Annotated in this window: 12 protein-coding genes; 10 read left to right on the top strand and 2 right to left on the bottom strand. The window is 73.4% G+C overall.

Going from position 1 to position 15,389, the window contains the following annotated elements; genetic code table 11:
• The first annotated feature begins 124 nt into the window (after positions 1 to 124).
• On the top strand, positions 125 to 1,672 hold the full coding sequence (gene radA / locus BS73_RS21260; protein WP_037574817.1) for a DNA repair protein RadA: 1,548 nt from the start codon (positions 125 to 127) through the stop codon (positions 1,670 to 1,672).
• A 123-nt stretch (positions 1,673 to 1,795) separates the two neighbouring features.
• Complete coding sequence (gene disA, locus BS73_RS21255) at positions 1,796 to 2,905, top strand: DNA integrity scanning diadenylate cyclase DisA (RefSeq protein ID WP_037574815.1); 1,110 nt, start codon at positions 1,796 to 1,798, stop codon at positions 2,903 to 2,905.
• Between the two features lie 85 nt (positions 2,906 to 2,990).
• Here the strand turns inward: disA and BS73_RS40420 are convergent, their stop codons facing one another.
• On the bottom strand, positions 2,991 to 3,827 hold the full coding sequence (locus BS73_RS40420) for a hypothetical protein (RefSeq protein WP_161789690.1): 837 nt from the start codon (positions 3,825 to 3,827) through the stop codon (positions 2,991 to 2,993).
• Positions 3,828 to 3,966: 139 nt separating this feature from the next.
• On the opposite strand from BS73_RS40420, the gene BS73_RS21245 reads away from it, so the two are divergent.
• The 8 genes from BS73_RS21245 to BS73_RS21210 all read left to right on the top strand — a co-directional run bounded on the left by BS73_RS21245 (position 3,967) and on the right by BS73_RS21210 (position 12,597).
• Positions 3,967 to 4,935 carry an HhH-GPD family protein gene (locus BS73_RS21245; protein ID WP_037574813.1) on the top strand — a complete coding sequence of 323 codons (969 nt, stop codon included), beginning with the start codon at positions 3,967 to 3,969 and terminating at the stop codon, positions 4,933 to 4,935.
• 5 nt (positions 4,936 to 4,940) lie between these two features.
• Positions 4,941 to 5,621 carry a TetR/AcrR family transcriptional regulator gene (locus BS73_RS21240; RefSeq protein ID WP_152617678.1) on the top strand — a complete coding sequence of 227 codons (681 nt, stop codon included), beginning with the start codon at positions 4,941 to 4,943 and terminating at the stop codon, positions 5,619 to 5,621.
• A 181-nt stretch (positions 5,622 to 5,802) separates the two neighbouring features.
• A complete protein-coding gene (locus tag BS73_RS21235) occupies positions 5,803 to 6,912 on the top strand; it encodes a ferritin-like domain-containing protein (protein ID WP_037574810.1) in 1,110 nt (369 codons plus the stop codon).
• A gap of 88 nt (positions 6,913 to 7,000) precedes the next feature.
• Positions 7,001 to 7,345, top strand: a complete 345-nt coding sequence (locus BS73_RS21230) for an ArsR/SmtB family transcription factor (protein WP_235215481.1) — start codon at positions 7,001 to 7,003, stop codon at positions 7,343 to 7,345.
• Positions 7,346 to 7,435: 90 nt separating this feature from the next.
• Positions 7,436 to 7,972 carry an SRPBCC domain-containing protein gene (locus BS73_RS36440; protein WP_084704244.1) on the top strand — a complete coding sequence of 179 codons (537 nt, stop codon included), beginning with the start codon at positions 7,436 to 7,438 and terminating at the stop codon, positions 7,970 to 7,972.
• Positions 7,973 to 8,068: 96 nt separating this feature from the next.
• On the top strand, positions 8,069 to 9,025 hold the full coding sequence (locus BS73_RS21220) for a hypothetical protein (protein ID WP_037574804.1): 957 nt from the start codon (positions 8,069 to 8,071) through the stop codon (positions 9,023 to 9,025).
• 36 nt (positions 9,026 to 9,061) lie between these two features.
• A complete protein-coding gene (locus BS73_RS21215; RefSeq protein WP_051940201.1) occupies positions 9,062 to 12,262 on the top strand; it encodes an NACHT domain-containing protein in 3,201 nt (1,066 codons plus the stop codon).
• Positions 12,259 to 12,597 (top strand): trypco2 family protein, encoded by a 339-nt coding sequence (locus tag BS73_RS21210; RefSeq protein WP_051940199.1) that lies wholly within the window; start codon positions 12,259 to 12,261, stop codon positions 12,595 to 12,597. The genes BS73_RS21215 and BS73_RS21210 overlap by 4 nt, the downstream gene beginning before the upstream one ends.
• Positions 12,598 to 12,780: 183 nt before the next feature.
• Here BS73_RS21210 and BS73_RS21205 read toward each other — a convergent pair whose 3' ends face one another.
• A complete protein-coding gene (locus BS73_RS21205) occupies positions 12,781 to 15,312 on the bottom strand; it encodes an ATP-dependent Clp protease ATP-binding subunit (protein WP_037574802.1) in 2,532 nt (843 codons plus the stop codon).
• Positions 15,313 to 15,389: the final 77 nt, after the last annotated feature.

Here is a 15,389-nt window from a genome sequence, read left to right as displayed (position 1 = left end):
CACCCACCGGGCTTTCGCCCCCCGCTCCCCCGATCGGGTGACCGGGCGGGCGGGGGGCCGAGGGCCCGGTGGGCGGGGGCCGGCCCCGGGCCGGTTGTCAGAGGCCCGGGGTAGCGTCTGGCGCATGGCAAGTCGATCGTCGTCCAAAGCGCCGCGCGCGGGCTTCCGCTGCACGGAGTGCGGAACCACCCCGCCCAAGTGGGTCGGCCGCTGCCCGGAGTGCCAGTCCTGGGGCACGGTCGAGGAGGTCGGCGCGCCCACCGCGGTGCGTACCGCCGCCCAGCCGGTGACCGCGCCGGCCCGCCCGATCCAGCAGGTGGACGCGCGGGTCGCGGCCGCCCGGCCGACCACCGTCGGCGAGCTGGACCGGGTGCTCGGCGGCGGCCTGGTGCCGGGCGCGGTGGTGCTCCTCGCGGGCGAGCCAGGGGTGGGCAAGTCGACGCTGCTGCTGGACGTGGCGGCCCGGGCGGCCGGGGAGGGGCGGCCGACCCTCTACCTCACCGGCGAGGAGTCGGCGGCCCAGGTGCGGCTGCGCGCGGACCGGATCGGCGCCCTCTCCCCGCACCTCTACCTGGCCGCCGAGACCGATCTGGCCACCTGCCTCGGCCATATCGAGCAGGTGAACCCGGCGCTGCTGGTCCTCGACTCGGTGCAGACCATCGCCTCGGCCCAGCTGGACAGCGCCCCGGGCGGCCCCTCGCAGATCCGCGAGGTGGCGGCGGCGCTGATCCGCGAGTCCAAGACCCGCGGCATGGCCACCCTGCTGGTCGGCCATGTCACCAAGGACGGCAACATCGCCGGGCCGCGGCTGCTGGAGCACCTGGTGGACGTGGTGCTGCAGTTCGAGGGGGACCGGCACAACCGGCTGCGGCTGGTCCGCGGCGTCAAGAACCGCTACGGGGCGACCGACGAGGTCGGCTGCTTCGAGCTCCACGACCAGGGGATCACCGGCCTCGCCGACCCCTCCGGGCTCTTCCTCACCCGCCGTTCGACCCCGGTCCCCGGCACCTGCCTCACCGTCACCCTGGAGGGCCGCCGTCCCCTGGTGACGGAGGTGCAGGCGCTGATGGTGGAGTCCGCGATCCCCTCCCCCCGGCGCACCACCTCCGGGCTGGACTCGCCGCGGATCGCGATGATCCTGGCCGTGGTCGAGCGGCACGGCGGGATCCGGCTGGGCAAGCAGGACATCTACGCGGCGACGGTCGGCGGGGTGAAGCTCACCGAGCCGGCCGCCGACCTCGCGGTGGCCCTGGCGGTGGCCAGCTCGGCGGCGAACGCCCCGCTGCCGCCCGAGCTGGTCGCGGTCGGCGAGGTCGGCCTGGCCGGAGAGGTGCGCCGGGTCTCGGGGGTGCAGCGGCGGCTGGCCGAGGCGGCCCGGCTCGGCTTCACCCACGCCCTGGTGCCGCCGGACTCCGGAAAGGCGCCCAAGGGGATGCGGGTGGTCGAGGTGTCCAACATCGCCGAGGCGCTGAACGCGATCCCGGGCCGCGGCCGCTCCGGCCGGCCGCGCCGCAGATCCGCGGCCGAGGCGAACACGCCGGACGAACCGCCGCGTGGTCGCGGTGATCGGCCGAATGGCGGCGCCCGCCGCGAGGACGTGCCGCCGTTTCCCCATATCCCCGACACCGCGGACGAGTTGATGGAAGGCTGGGAACCGCTGGATCCGGAGTGAGGCTATCCGGGTGGCGACGGGGCCCTTGCGGGAAGGAGCAAAACCCGCAACCCCGCGGAGAGCATCCGAAGACCCCCCGAAGGTAAGATTTGGCCGGTACGCGAAACCGACCGGAGGATCCCCGTGGCAGCCAACGAACGGGCGGAGAAGTCCTCCCGCGAGGAGGAGTCCCTGCTCCGGGCCTCCCTCAGCGCCGTCGCTCCCGGCACCCCACTCCGGGACGGGCTCGAACGAGTACTCCGGGGGAACACCGGCGGGCTGGTGGTGCTCGGCTTCGACCCCCTCGTCGAGGAACTGTGCACCGGCGGCTTCGTCCTGGACGTCGAGTTCTCTGCGACCCGCCTGCGCGAGCTCTGCAAGCTGGACGGCGCCGTGGTGCTGGACCAGGACATCACCAAGATCGTCCGAGCCGGGGTGCAGCTGGTCCCGGACGCGGACATCCCCACCGAGGAGACCGGCACCAGGCACCGCACCGCGGAGCGGGTCAACAAGCAGACCGGCTACCCGGTCATCTCGGTCAGCCAGTCGATGCGGCTGATCGCGCTGTACGTCAACGGCAGCCGCCGGGTCCTGGAGGACAGCGCCGCCATCCTCTCCCGGGCCAACCAGGCCCTGGCCACCCTTGAGCGGTACAAGCTGCGGCTCGACGAGGTCACCGGCACCCTCTCCGCTCTGGAGATCGAGGACCTGGTCACGGTGCGCGACGTCGCGGCGGTGGCGCAGCGGCTGGAGATGGTCCGCCGGATCGCCGGCGAGATCGCCGAGTACGTGGTGGAGCTGGGCACGGACGGCCGGCTGCTCTCCCTCCAGCTCGACGAGCTGATCGCGGGGGTGGAGCCGGAGCGCGAACTGGTCGCCCGCGACTACTTCCCGGAGCGGGCCGCGAAGCGCGGCCGGACGGTGCAGGACGTGCTGTCGCTCCTCAACCAGCTCACCCACACCGAGCTGCTGGAACTCCAGACGGTCGCGCGGGCCCTGGGCCATCCCGGCACGCCGGAGGCGCTGGACGCGGCGGTCAGCCCGCGCGGCTTCCGCCTGCTGGCGAAGGTCCCCCGGCTGCCGAACACCGTGATCGACCGCCTGGTCGACCACTTCGGCGGCCTGCAGAAGCTGCTGGCGGCCAGCGTCGACGACCTCCAGACGGTCGACGGCGTGGGCGAGGCGAGAGCCCGCTCCGTCCGCGAGGGCCTCTCCCGCCTGGCGGAATCCAGCATTCTGGAACGCTACGTCTGAGTCGGGCCCCGCCCGCGGCGCGCCTTGATGAAGCCCTGCGGGCTCACCGGGCGCACCGGGGCTCGCCCGGGGCGCCCCCGGACGGCTACGACCCCGCCGCCACCAGCCGGAACTGCCACTGCGGCTGGTTCGAGACGCCGCTCAGCGACGCCTGCGCGACGAACGTCCCGCCCCCCGCGATGAACCCGTTGGTCTCGCTCGGGCACCCCGGCGAGGAGTGCACCCGCCCCCAGTCGTAGCTGACCGTCACCGATCCCCCGGCGACCGCCTCGACCCACTGGGCCGTCTTGTCCGACGCGCAGTCCCCCGACGACCACACATGGTGCTGGGAGGCGCTGCTGATGGTGACGACCGCGGCCGTCCGCCCCACGTCGATCCGGCAGTCCGCGGCGCCGGTGTTCTTGACCGTCAGCCGGAAGACCGGGTTCTGCCCGGCCGCGTAGGTGCTCCGGTCCCCGTCCAGCACCAGCCCCAGATCGGACGCCGCACAGGCCGGAAGCGCCATCACGGAACCGGTGTTGACCGGCACGCCGCCCTTGCCGCCGGCGCCGCCGCCCGAGGACCCGCCGCTGACGCTGACCTGCCCGCCGCCCCCGGAGGCACCGCCACCGGATCCCCCCGAAGTCCCCCCGGCTCCGGCACTCCCCGAGGCCGAACTCCCCGGGCCCGGCGTGCCGGAGGCGCCCCCGCCGGGCGTCCCGGAGGCCCCGTCGTTGGACCCGCCGCCACCCGAGGGGCCGATCGAGCTCGCCGGGGCGGTCGGCGCCGCACCGCTGTGGCCTCCGCCGCCACCACCGCCTGGGCTCACCAACAGCCATACCACCAGCGCGATCACCGCGAGGGCGACCACAGCCACGACGAGGCGCCGCCGCCAGTAGATGGCGGACGGCAGGGGTCCGACGGGATGACGCAGAGAAGGCACGCGCAAACCTTACGAGAGATCACCAGCCTCTCTGGGCAACACCGCCGTACCGGAGACCTCTTCTTTCACATGATCACCTTTTGCCGCCGCTCGGCCCAACTCCTTTCGCCCGTCTGCGGGGTGCGAGAATGGCCGGGCCATGAACGTCTCCCCGGCCCCCGACGCCCCCGCCCCCTCCGCCGCCCCCGCGGCCGCCCCCGCGCGGAACGCCCCCGAGCGCGCCGCCCTCCACCGGACCGTCCTCGACTGGTACCGGCACAACGCCCGCGACCTGCCCTGGCGGCGGCCGGAGGCGAGCCCCTGGGAGATCATGGTCAGCGAGTTCATGCTGCAGCAGACCCCGGTCAACCGGGTGCTGCCGATGTACCTCGCCTGGGTGGAGCGCTGGCCGACCCCGGCCGCGCTCGCCGCCGAACCCCCCGGTGAGGCCGTCCGCGCCTGGGGCCGGCTCGGCTACCCGAGGCGCGCCCTGCGGCTGCACGCCGCCGCCACCGCGATGACCGAGCGGCACGGCGGCCGGGTCCCCGAGGACCACGCCGAACTGCTGGCCCTCCCCGGGATCGGCGAGTACACCGCGGCCGCGGTGGCCTCCTTCGCCTTCCGCCAGCGGCACGCCGTGCTGGACACCAACGTCCGCCGGGTCTTCGCCCGGATCGAGGACGGCGTCGAGTACCCGGCCAACGCGACCACCGCCGCCGAGCGCCGCACCGCCCGCGAGCTCCTCCCGGCGGATGCCCCGACGGCGGCCCGCTGGGCGGTCGCCGTCATGGAGTTGGGCGCACTGGTGTGCACCGCCCGCAACCCCGCCTGCGAGCGCTGCCCGATCGCCGACCGCTGCGCCTGGCGGCAGGCGGGCCGCCCGGCGCACCAGGGCCCGCCGCGCCGCGGCCAGACGTACGCCGGCACCGACCGGCAGGTGCGCGGCCGGCTGCTGGCCGTCCTCCGCGAGGTGGCCGGGGACGGCGAGGTGCCGCAGGCCGATCTGGACGCGGTCTGGCACGATCCGGTGCAGCGCGCCCGGGCGCTGGACGGTCTGGTCGCGGACGGACTGGTGGAACCGGTGCGTCCCGGGGTCTACCGGCTGCCCCAGGGACCGCCGGTAGGGTGAGCGGGATGACCGCCACCCCGGCTCGTCAGGTCGAGAGCCCCGCCGCCACCGCCGCCGGCACCGTCCCGGTCCCTCCGCCCCCGCGCTCGGCGTCCCCGCGCTCGGCGCCGCCGCGCACCCCGCGCACCGACACCCGCGCCCGCGCGCTGGAGGTCGCACTCGAACTCTTCGTCCAGCACGGCTACGAGCAGACCTCGCTGCGCGAGATCGCCGACCGCCTGGGCGTCACCAAGGCCGCGCTGTACTACCACTTCCGCAGCAAGGAGGAGCTGGTCTCCGGGCTGGTGGAGTCGCTCTCGGCGCCGATCGACGAGGCCATCGCCTGGTCCGCCGGGCACACCGGTGACCCGGAGTTCCGCGCCGAACTGCTGCGCCGGCTCTCCGCGGGGATGGCCGAGCGCGGCCGCGCCCTCCTCCGCTTCTTCCACGAGAACCGCTCCGTGGTACGGGAGTTGGACCTCGCCCCGCAGTTCAAGCAGCGGATGATCCGGCTGGTGGAGCTGCTGCACGGGCCGGACGCCGTCCTGGAGGACCGGATCCGCGCCTCGATGGCGCTGATGGCCCTCAACGCCGGCCGGCTGTTCTGCCCGGAGGACGACGCCGGGGCGGGCGGCGGGCGCGACCACGCGGGCCTGGCCGTCGCCCTGGAGATCGCCGCCAACATCGGTACCGGCAAGGCCTCCTGACGTCCTTTCAGCTTCTCCCGGGCGCCCCCCGCCGGCGGCCGGGGACCGCCCGGGACGACCGGCACCGGCCTGACACAGATTCCCGGTGTTTGTACCGCAGCAACCGTTGACTGGTCAGTAACTCTCGTGTGAGGCTCCGAACGGAGTAGCGCCAGCTCGCCTTGCCCGGAGGAGTCCGCAGATGACGACGCACGACATGTACATCCACCCGGCCGGCACCGAGACCTGGAACGTCCCCGCCTCCGGCGACGCCCGCTTCACCTGGGAGTACGACGACGGGCGGGACCGCCTGCTGTCGCTCTACCAGAAGGGCAAGGACAAGCAGTGGGACGCCCAGAAGCGGATCGACTGGGACCTTGAGGTGGACCCGCACGACCCCCTGGGCATCCCGGACGAGTCCCTCGCCCTGTACGGAACCAAGTACTGGCCCAAGCTCACCGAGAAGGACAAGGGCGAGCTGCGCCGCAACTACGCCTCCTGGCAGTTCAGCCAGTTCCTCCACGGCGAGCAGGGCGCGATGATCTGCGCGGCCCGGATCGTCGAGTCCGTCCCGGACCTGGACGCCAAGTTCTACTCGGCGACCCAGACCATGGACGAGGCCCGGCACGCCGAGCTGTACGCCAAGTTCCTCCAGGACAAGATCGGGATGCTCTACCCGATCAACGACCAGCTGGCCTCCCTCCTCGGCGACACCCTCAAGGACTCCCGCTGGGACATGCCGTACCTGGGGATGCAGGTGCTGATCGAGGGCCTGGCACTGGCCGCCTTCGGCCTGCTGCGGGACACCACCAGCAAGCCGCTGCCCAAGCAGCTGCTGGCGTACGTCATGCAGGACGAGGCCCGGCACGTGGCCTTCGGCCGGATGGCGCTGCGCGACTACTACAAGCAGCTCAGCTCGGCCGAGCTCGCGGAGCGCGAGGAGTTCGTGATCGAGGGCTGCTATCTGATGCGGGACCGGATCAAGGGCGTCGAGGTGCTGGAGGACTTCGGCATCCCGTCCGACGAGGCGCACGAGATCTCCAACACCTCCGAGTACATGGGGATGTTCCGCAAGCTGCTGTTCTCCCGGATCGTGCCCTGCGTCAAGGACATCGGCCTGTGGGGCGAGAAGCTCCAGCGCGCGTATGTGGACATGGGCGTCCTGGAGATGGGCGACGCCAACCTGGACCTGCTGATGGCCCAGGACGAGGAGATAGCCGAGAAGCTGGACGCGGAGCGCTTCGCGGCCGAGGAGGACGCCCGGAAGACCGAGGTCGCGGAGGCGATCGCGGCGGGGGCGGCTGCCGAGTAACCCCGCCGCGGAGCAGCCCGGCCCCGCCGCGTTCACCGCCTGCCGCATGCCTTGACGGTTATATAACTGTCAAGGCATGCTTGTCTGCGTGACGACCACCTTCCCGGCGTCCTCGATCTTCGAGGTGCTCGCCGAGCCCCGCCGCCGCCGGATACTCGAGCTGGTCCGGGACGGCGAACGCTCGGTGGGCGAACTGGCCGACGCCCTGCGGGTCAGCCAACCCTCGGTCTCCAAGCATCTGCGGGTGCTGCGCGAGGCCCGGCTGGTCGACGTCCGCACGGACCGCCAGCGGCGGTACTACCGCCTGGCCCAGGACCCGGCCCCGCTGCGGGAACTGGACGACTGGCTGGCGCCGTACCGGGCCTCCTGGGGCAGCAGCCTGGACCGCCTCGAAGCCCATCTCGACAGCCAAGCAGGCGACGAACGGACCTGAGCGACATGACCGACACCCCCGCCGACACCGCCGCGGGCACCCCCACCGGCGCCCCCGCCGACCACCCCCGCCGGCGCCGACCTCGGCACCCTGGAGACGGACGGGACCGCCTTCCGCCTCCGCTTCACCCGCCGGCTCGGCCACCCGCAGCACGCCGTCTGGCGCGCCCTCACCGACCCCGAGCAGCTCGCGGCGTGGTTCCCGCAGCGGATCGAAGGGCTCGACGGCGACCCCGCCGGCATCTGGCGGACCGGCGCCGAGATCACCTTCCGCGATCCGCAGGGCCGCGGCCCGGCCTTCACCGGGGAGGTCCTCGCCTTCGAGCCGGAGACCCTGGTGGAGTTCTCCTGGGGCACCGACACCATCCGCCTCGAACTGGCCGCGGACGGCGCCGACGCCAGCGTCCTCACCCTCCTCGACACCCTGGAGCAGCACGGCACCGGCGCCCGCAACGCGGCCGGCTGGCACGAGTGCCTGGACTACCTCGGCTGCGCGCTCGACGGCCGGAAGCCGGATTTCCGGCCCGGGCAGCGCTGGGCACAGACCCACCCCCGCTATGTGAGGGCACTGGGCCCGGAGGCCGCCACCATCGGCCCGCCGCCGGGCCGGCAGCCCCCGTCCGAGTGATAGGGCGTCAACTCCGCTCTCGATAAGTCGGGTTGTCGGACCGGTTATCCACAGGCTGTTCAGCGGACTCGGCCCCCCGCCGGGCATGCTGCCGCCATGACGACGACCCCGCCCCCGGCCCGCCTCCCCGGCACCGACGCCCTCCGCGCCACCCGCACCCTCGCCGCCACCCAGGGCGGCGTGCTCCTCCGCCGCCAGGCGTGGGAGTGCGGGCTCGGCGACGCCCGGATCCGCGCCCTGGTCGGCCGCGGGCAGTGGCGACCGCTCGAGTACGGCGTCCTGCTGGTCGACGCCGAGCGATACGCCGACACCGGTCCGCCGCTGCTGGCCGCACTGTGGGCGGCGCACCTGCGCTGCGGCCCGCGGAGCACGATCGCCCTCGGCAGCGCCGCCCGCGCCCACGGACTCGGCGGGCCGGCCCGCGGGCTGCCCTGGGTGGACGTGGTGGTGCCGCGCGGCCAACGCCCCCGGCCGGGCCGCCGGTTGCTGGTCCATCAGGCCGACCTCCGGCCCGGCGAGATCGTCCACCTCGGGCGGCTGCCGCTCACCTCGCCGGTCCGCACCCTGACCGACCTCCTGCTGCGCCTCCACGCCCCGGAGGCGCTCGCCCTCCTCGACTCGGCGCTCCACCACCACCTCGTCGGCCCGCCCGAACTCGGTGCCGTGGCCCGGGCACTGGCCTTCCGGCGCAGCGAGCCCGCGACCCGGGCACTGCGGCTGCTGCCCCACGCCGACGGCCGCTCGGCCGGGCCGCTGGAGAGCCGGATCCGCTGGGACTGCGTCCTCGGCGGCGTCCCACCCGACTCCCTCGACCATCCGGTGCGGCAGCCCGGCGGAGAGCGGATCCTCGCCCGCGTCCCGTTCCGCTGGGGGCCGGCGATCCCGGGCCGGCCGCCGCTCCTCGGCCTCGTCGACGGCCCGGGGGCGCCGCGCACTCTTCCGCCCGCCGCCGGCCGCGTCCTCCGCTTCCACTGGAACGACGCCCTCACCCCGGGCCGCTGCGCCGCCCGCGTCCGCGAAGCGCTCGCCAAATCCCCTGCCGGGACTGGATGATGGTGCCCCGATCACCCTCCGTACCAGAGGAAGCGCGTGGATCTGCACCTCGCCGCCGTACTCGGCCCGCCGCAGGGGAGCGGCTGCCTCCTCACCCCGCGACTGGTGCTCACCGCCGCCCATGTGCTGGCCGGCCGGGACACCGCCGAGGTGAGCGTCCCCGGCGGGAACGGCCCGCAGTCCTGCCGGGTGGTCCACCGGGTCCACGACGAGCGGACGGACATCGCCCTGCTGGCCGCCGCGGAGCCGCTGACCGCCTGCTCCTGCCGGTTCGAGGGCTGGGCCAGGTCCGAGGACGCCCAGGACCGGCCGGCCCGGGCCGTCGGCTTCCCCCGAGTCGGCCGGGACGCCCGCGGATCGCTCGACACCGAGGAGTTCACCGGCCGGCTCAAGCCCCTGTCCTCGGCCCTCCGGGGCACCCTCGTCCTGGAGGGCGACCAGCATCCTCCCCTCGCCACCGGCCCCGGCACCTCCCCATGGGCCGGGATGTCCGGCGCCCCGGTCCTGGTGGGCGACCTCCTCGCCGGGGTGGTCCGCGAGGACCCGGCGGGCTGGGCGCACAGCCGCCTGGTGGTGGGCCCGCTCGAACCCCTCCTGGCGGACGAGGAGTTCACCGCGGCCTGCCGCCGCCACGGGTACGCCCCGGCCCGCGTCCCCCTCCCGCGCCCCGCCGCCCCGGCGGACTTCGACTCCCGCCTCCGCGACTACCTCGCCCGCCAGGCCGGCCGGCTGAACGTGATCGGCATCGGCGAGGAGACCTGGCCGCTGGACGCCGGATACCTGTCGCTGGAACTCCTCGACCGCAGCCCGGAGCCGGTCGGCCCGGACCCCGAGCCCGATCCGGCCCCCTCCCTCCCGGTCGCCAGCACCCTCCGCGCCGAGCAGGCGCTCTCCGGGCGGAGCCGGGTGCTGCTGCGCGGCAGCGCGGGTTCCGGCAAGACCACCCTCCTCCAGTGGCTGACCGTGGCCACCGCCCGGCGCCGGCTCCCGGAACCGCTGTCCGACCTGGGCGACTGCGTGCCCCTGATGCTCCGGCTGCGCGCCCTGGTCCGGCGGCCCGAACTCCCCGCCCCCGAGGAGCTTCTGAGCGCCGTGGCCAAACCGCTCTCCGGGCTGCCCGAGGCGGCCGGCTGGGTGACCGGGGCCCTCACCGAGGGCCGCGCGCTGCTGCTGATCGACGGCGTGGACGAGGTCCCGGAGGCCGACCGCGAGCGCACCCGCGCCTGGCTCGCCGACCTCCTCGCCGCCTTCCCGTACGCCCGGTACGTCGTCACCACCCGCCCCTCCGCGGTCCGCGAAGGCTGGCTCGCCGCCCAGGAGTTCACCGAACTCGAACTCCAGCCGATGAGCCGCGCCGACGTCGCCCGCTTCATCGCCCGCTGGCACGCGGCGGCCGCCCCCGACGGCCGACTCGACGCCCTGCGCGACGCCCTCACCTCCGCCGTCGCCGCCAAGCCGGACCTCGGCCGGCTGGCCACCAACCCCCTGATGTGCGCGCTGATGTGCGCCCTCGACCGGGACCGCCGAGGCTTCCTCCCCGACGACCGGATGGAGCTCTACGCCGCCGCCCTGGAGATGCTGCTGGTCCGCCGCGACCGCGAGCGGGCCATCACCCCCGTCACCAGCGGCCTCGACCTCACCCTCCACCAGCAGACGCTGCTCCTCCAGCGCCTCGCCCACTGGCTGATCACCAACGGCGAGGCCGAGATGTCCAGCGGGCGCGCCCTGCGGATCATCGGCGACCTGATCCCCAGCCTCCGCCTGCCGGACGGCACCGAGCCGCCCGCGATCCTCGACCACCTCCTGCTCCGCTCGGGCCTGCTGCGCCGGCCCACCTCGGACAGCGTGGACTTCGTCCACCGCACCTTCCAGGACTACCTGGGCTCGCAGTCCCTGATCGACAACGCCGACCTCGGCCTGCTGGTCCGCAACGCCCACGACGACCAGTGGCGGGACGTCCTGCGGATGGCCGTCCACCACGCCCGTCCGTACGAGCGCGCGGAACTCCTCGACCGCCTCCTCCGCCGGGCCGCCGAGGAACCCCCCGAGCTGCGCGATCGCCTCCATCTGGTGGCCGCCGCCTGCCTGGAGCACGCCACCGCGCTCGCCCCCGAGACCCGGGAGCGCGTCGAGCGGGCGGCCGCCACCCTGATCCCGCCCCGGGACGCCCAGCAGGCCCGCGACCTCGCCCGCTGCGGCCCGGTCGTCCTCGACCTCCTCCCGGGCCCCGACGGGCTCACCGACGAGCAGGCCCTCGCGGTCGTCACCACCGCCACCACCCTCGGCCGGGAACGGGCGATCCATCTGCTGGCCCGCTACACCCAGCACCCCTCGATCGCGGTCCGTGCCCAACTGGCCTCCTCCTGGGCTCAGTTCGACCAGGATCAGTACGCCCGCGAGATCATCGCCCGGCTCTGGTGCGGCCCGGACCCGGAGACCGGGGCGGTCCCGCTCTTCGTCGTCGACTGCGCCGACGACCTGGCGTTCCTCGCCTCGCTCGGCGGTCGGGAACGGGTCCGCGTCGAGGGCGGCATCGAGGTCGCCGACCTCGCCGACCTGCCGACCCCGGCCCTGCGCTCCCTGGACCTCTCCGACAACCCCTACCCGCTCGACCTCGGCCTGCTGCGGAGGGCGCGGCGCCTGGACCGGCTGGCCCTCCTCGCCTGCGGCGGCGGGACCGACCTGCGGCCGCTCGCCGAACTCCGCGCCCTGCGCAGCCTGGTGATCCCCGCGGACACCAGCGTCACCGGCCTCGACGTCCTGGCGAAGCTCACCCGCCTGCGCTTCCTCAACCTCAACCACGCCCTCCCCGAGGAGGCCACCACCCTGGAGGGCCTGCCGCCCGGCCTCGACCACCTGATCCTGGGCACCGCCACCCTCACCCGGACGCTGCTGCGCGGGCTCGAACGGCAGCGCCGGCTCAGCCGCTTCCGCTTCCCCGGGGAGACCATCGAGCCCGGCCCGGACCGCCTCCCGCTCACCCGGCTCCCCGGCCTCCGGCACCTCGAAGTGCTCGTCGAACGAGGCGACCTGATCGCCCGCTCCCCCGTACTGCCCCAGGTCCAGCGGCTGACCCTGCTCAACCCCCACCGCCTCACCGACCTGGCCCCGCTGGCCGCGGTCTACCCCGGCCTCCGCCGGCTCGACCTCCCCGCCGAACACGTCCCGGACGGCGACCCCCTGCCGGGCGTCGCCATCAGCGCCCTCGCCCACCGCGTGAAGGAACCCGCCCCGTGACCGAGCAGCCCCCCGCCGTCGACCTCACCACAGCCGTCGCCGCCGTCCGCGACCAGCTGACCGCGGCGGCCGAGGCCGCCGGCGACTCCCCCCTCCGCTTCGAGGTCGGCCCGATCACCATGGAGTTCGCCGTGGAGTTCACCCAGGACCGCTCCGCCAAGGGCGGCCTCAAGGCCTGGGTCCTCACCGCCGAGGCAGAGGCCCGCCGCGCCACCGCCACCACCCACCGCATCACGTTCACCCTCACCCCCACCACCCCGACCGGCCCCCTGGACATCCACCACCCCCACCCAGGCGACACCCGCCTCTTCACCCCCCGCCGCAACGACGCCTGACCCGCTGACCGCCCCTGTACAACCGCTCCAGCCCGACCAGCACCACCTCCCCCGGCGTCCCGACCCACCGCCCCGCGCACCACCACGTCCACCTCGTACGACGTGCGCGAAACGGCCGCGCCCCCGACGGAGAACCGTCGGGGGCGCGGCCGTTGAGGCGTGGTCAGGCCGTCAGGGCTCGGCTCACTCCGCCGAAGCGGAGGAACCGGAGCCGGCGCCGGTGCCCGTCGCCGCGACCGGCGGGGCGTCCGCGACCGGGACCTTCTCCTCGCCGTGGAAGGTGAACTTCTTGTCGTCGCCCTCGCCCTCGACGTCGACGACCACGATGTGGCCCGGGCGCAGCTCGCCGAAGAGGATCTTCTCGGAGAGCATGTCCTCGATCTCGCGCTGGATGGTCCGGCGCAGCGGCCGGGCGCCCAGCACGGGGTCGTAGCCCTTCTTGGCGAGCAGCTTCTTGGCGTCGGGACGGAGCTCCAGGCCCATGTCCCGGTCCTTGAGGCGCTCGTCCACCTTCGCCGCCATCAGGTCGACGATCTGGATGATGTCGTCCTCGGACAGCTGGTGGAAGACCACGATGTCGTCGACACGGTTCAGGAACTCCGGCCGGAAGTGCTGCTTGAGCTCCTCGCCGACCTTCGCCTTCATCCGCTCGTACCCGGTCTGGACGTCGCCCTGGGCCGCGAAGCCGAGGTTGAAGCCCTTGGAGATGTCCCGGGTGCCGAGGTTGGTCGTCATGATGATGACGGTGTTCTTGAAGTCCACCACCCGGCCCTGGGAGTCGGTCAGCCGGCCGTCCTCCAGGATCTGCAGCAGCGAGTTGAAGATGTCCGGGTGGGCCTTCTCGACCTCGTCGAAGAGGACGACCGAGAACGGCTTCCGGCGCACCTTCTCGGTGAGCTGGCCGCCCTCCTCGTAGCCGACGTATCCGGGCGGGGAGCCGAAGAGCCGCGAGACGGTGTGCTTCTCGGAGAACTCCGACATGTCCAGCTGGATGAGCGCGTCCTCGTCGCCGAAGAGGAACTCGGCCAGCGTCTTGGACAGCTCGGTCTTACCGACACCGGAGGGGCCGGCGAAGATGAACGAGCCGCCGGGCCGCTTCGGGTCCTTCAGACCGGCGCGGGTACGCCGGATCGCCTGGGAGAGCGCCTTGATGGCGTCCTTCTGGCCGATGACCCGCTTGTGGAGCTCGTCCTCCATCCGCAGCAGACGCGAGGACTCCTCCTCGGTCAGCTTGAAGACCGGGATGCCGGTGGCGGTGGCCAGGACCTCGGCGATCAGCTCCTCGTCCACCTCGGCGACGACGTCCATGTCGCCGTCCTTCCACTCCTTCTCCCGGCGCTGCTTGGCCTGGAGGAGCTGCTTCTCCTTGTCGCGGAGGGAAGCGGCCTTCTCGAAGTCCTGCGCGTCGATCGCGGACTCCTTCTCCCGGCGGACGTCGGCGATCTTCTCGTCGAACTCGCGCAGGTCCGGCGGAGCGGTCATCCGGCGGATGCGCATCCGGGAGCCGGCCTCGTCGATCAGGTCGATCGCCTTGTCCGGGAGGAAGCGGTCGGAGATGTAGCGGTCGGCCAGGGTGGCGGCCGCGACCAGCGCGGAGTCGGTGATGGAGACGCGGTGGTGCGCCTCGTACCGGTCCCGCAGGCCCTTGAGGATCTCGATGGTGTGCGGCAGCGACGGCTCCGCGACCTGGATCGGCTGGAAGCGGCGCTCCAGGGCCGCGTCCTTCTCCAGGTGCTTGCGGTACTCGTCCAGCGTGGTGGCGCCGATGGTCTGCAGCTCGCCGCGGGCCAGCATCGGCTTGAGGATGCTCGCCGCGTCGATCGCGCCCTCGGCGGCGCCGGCACCCACCAGGGTGTGCAGCTCGTCGATGAACAGGATGATGTCGCCGCGGGTCTTGATCTCCTTGAGCACCTTCTTCAGGCGCTCCTCGAAGTCACCGCGGTAACGGGAGCCGGCGACCAGCGCACCCAGGTCAAGCGTGTAGAGCTGCTTGTCCTTGAGGGTCTCGGGAACCTCGCCCTTGACGATGGCCTGGGCCAGGCCCTCGACGACGGCGGTCTTACCGACACCCGGCTCGCCGATCAGCACCGGGTTGTTCTTGGTACGGCGGGACAGCACCTGCATGACCCGCTCGATCTCCTTCTCGCGCCCGATCACCGGGTCGAGCTTGGTCTCCCGAGCGGCCTGCGTCAGGTTGCGGCCGAACTGGTCGAGGACCAGCGAGGTCGAGGGGGTGCCCTCGGCCGGGCCGCCGGCGGTCGCCGCCTCCTTGCCGCCCTGGTAACCGGAGAGCAGCTGGATCACCTGCTGGCGGACCCGGTTCAGGTCCGCGCCCAGCTTCACCAGGACCTGGGCCGCGACGCCCTCGCCCTCACGGATCAGGCCGAGCAGGATGTGCTCCGTGCCGATGTAGTTGTGGCCGAGCTGAAGGGCCTCGCGGAGCGACAGCTCCAGGACCTTCTTGGCCCGGGGGGTGAAGGGGATGTGCCCGGACGGGGCCTGCTGGCCCTGCCCGATGATCTCCTCCACCTGCTGGCGGACCGCCTCGAGCGAAATCCCGAGGCTCTCCAGGGCCTTAGCGGCGACACCCTCACCTTCATGGATCAGGCCCAGAAGGATGTGCTCGGTGCCGATGTAGTTGTGGTTGAGCATCCGGGCTTCTTCCTGAGCCAGGACGACAACCCGCCGCGCGCGGTCGGTGAACCTCTCGAACATCGTTAATCGCTCCTCAGAGCGGTCGGGCAGTGGTGGGGACGCTCCCCTCCCTGTCCTTCCGCATGCTAGTCCCGGGA

This window comes from Phaeacidiphilus oryzae TH49 (genome assembly GCF_000744815.1).
Taxonomy (GTDB): Bacteria; Actinomycetota; Actinomycetes; order Streptomycetales; family Streptomycetaceae; genus Phaeacidiphilus; species Phaeacidiphilus oryzae.
Note: the sequence above shows the minus strand (reverse complement) of the source record. Positions and strands in the feature narration are given on the sequence as shown.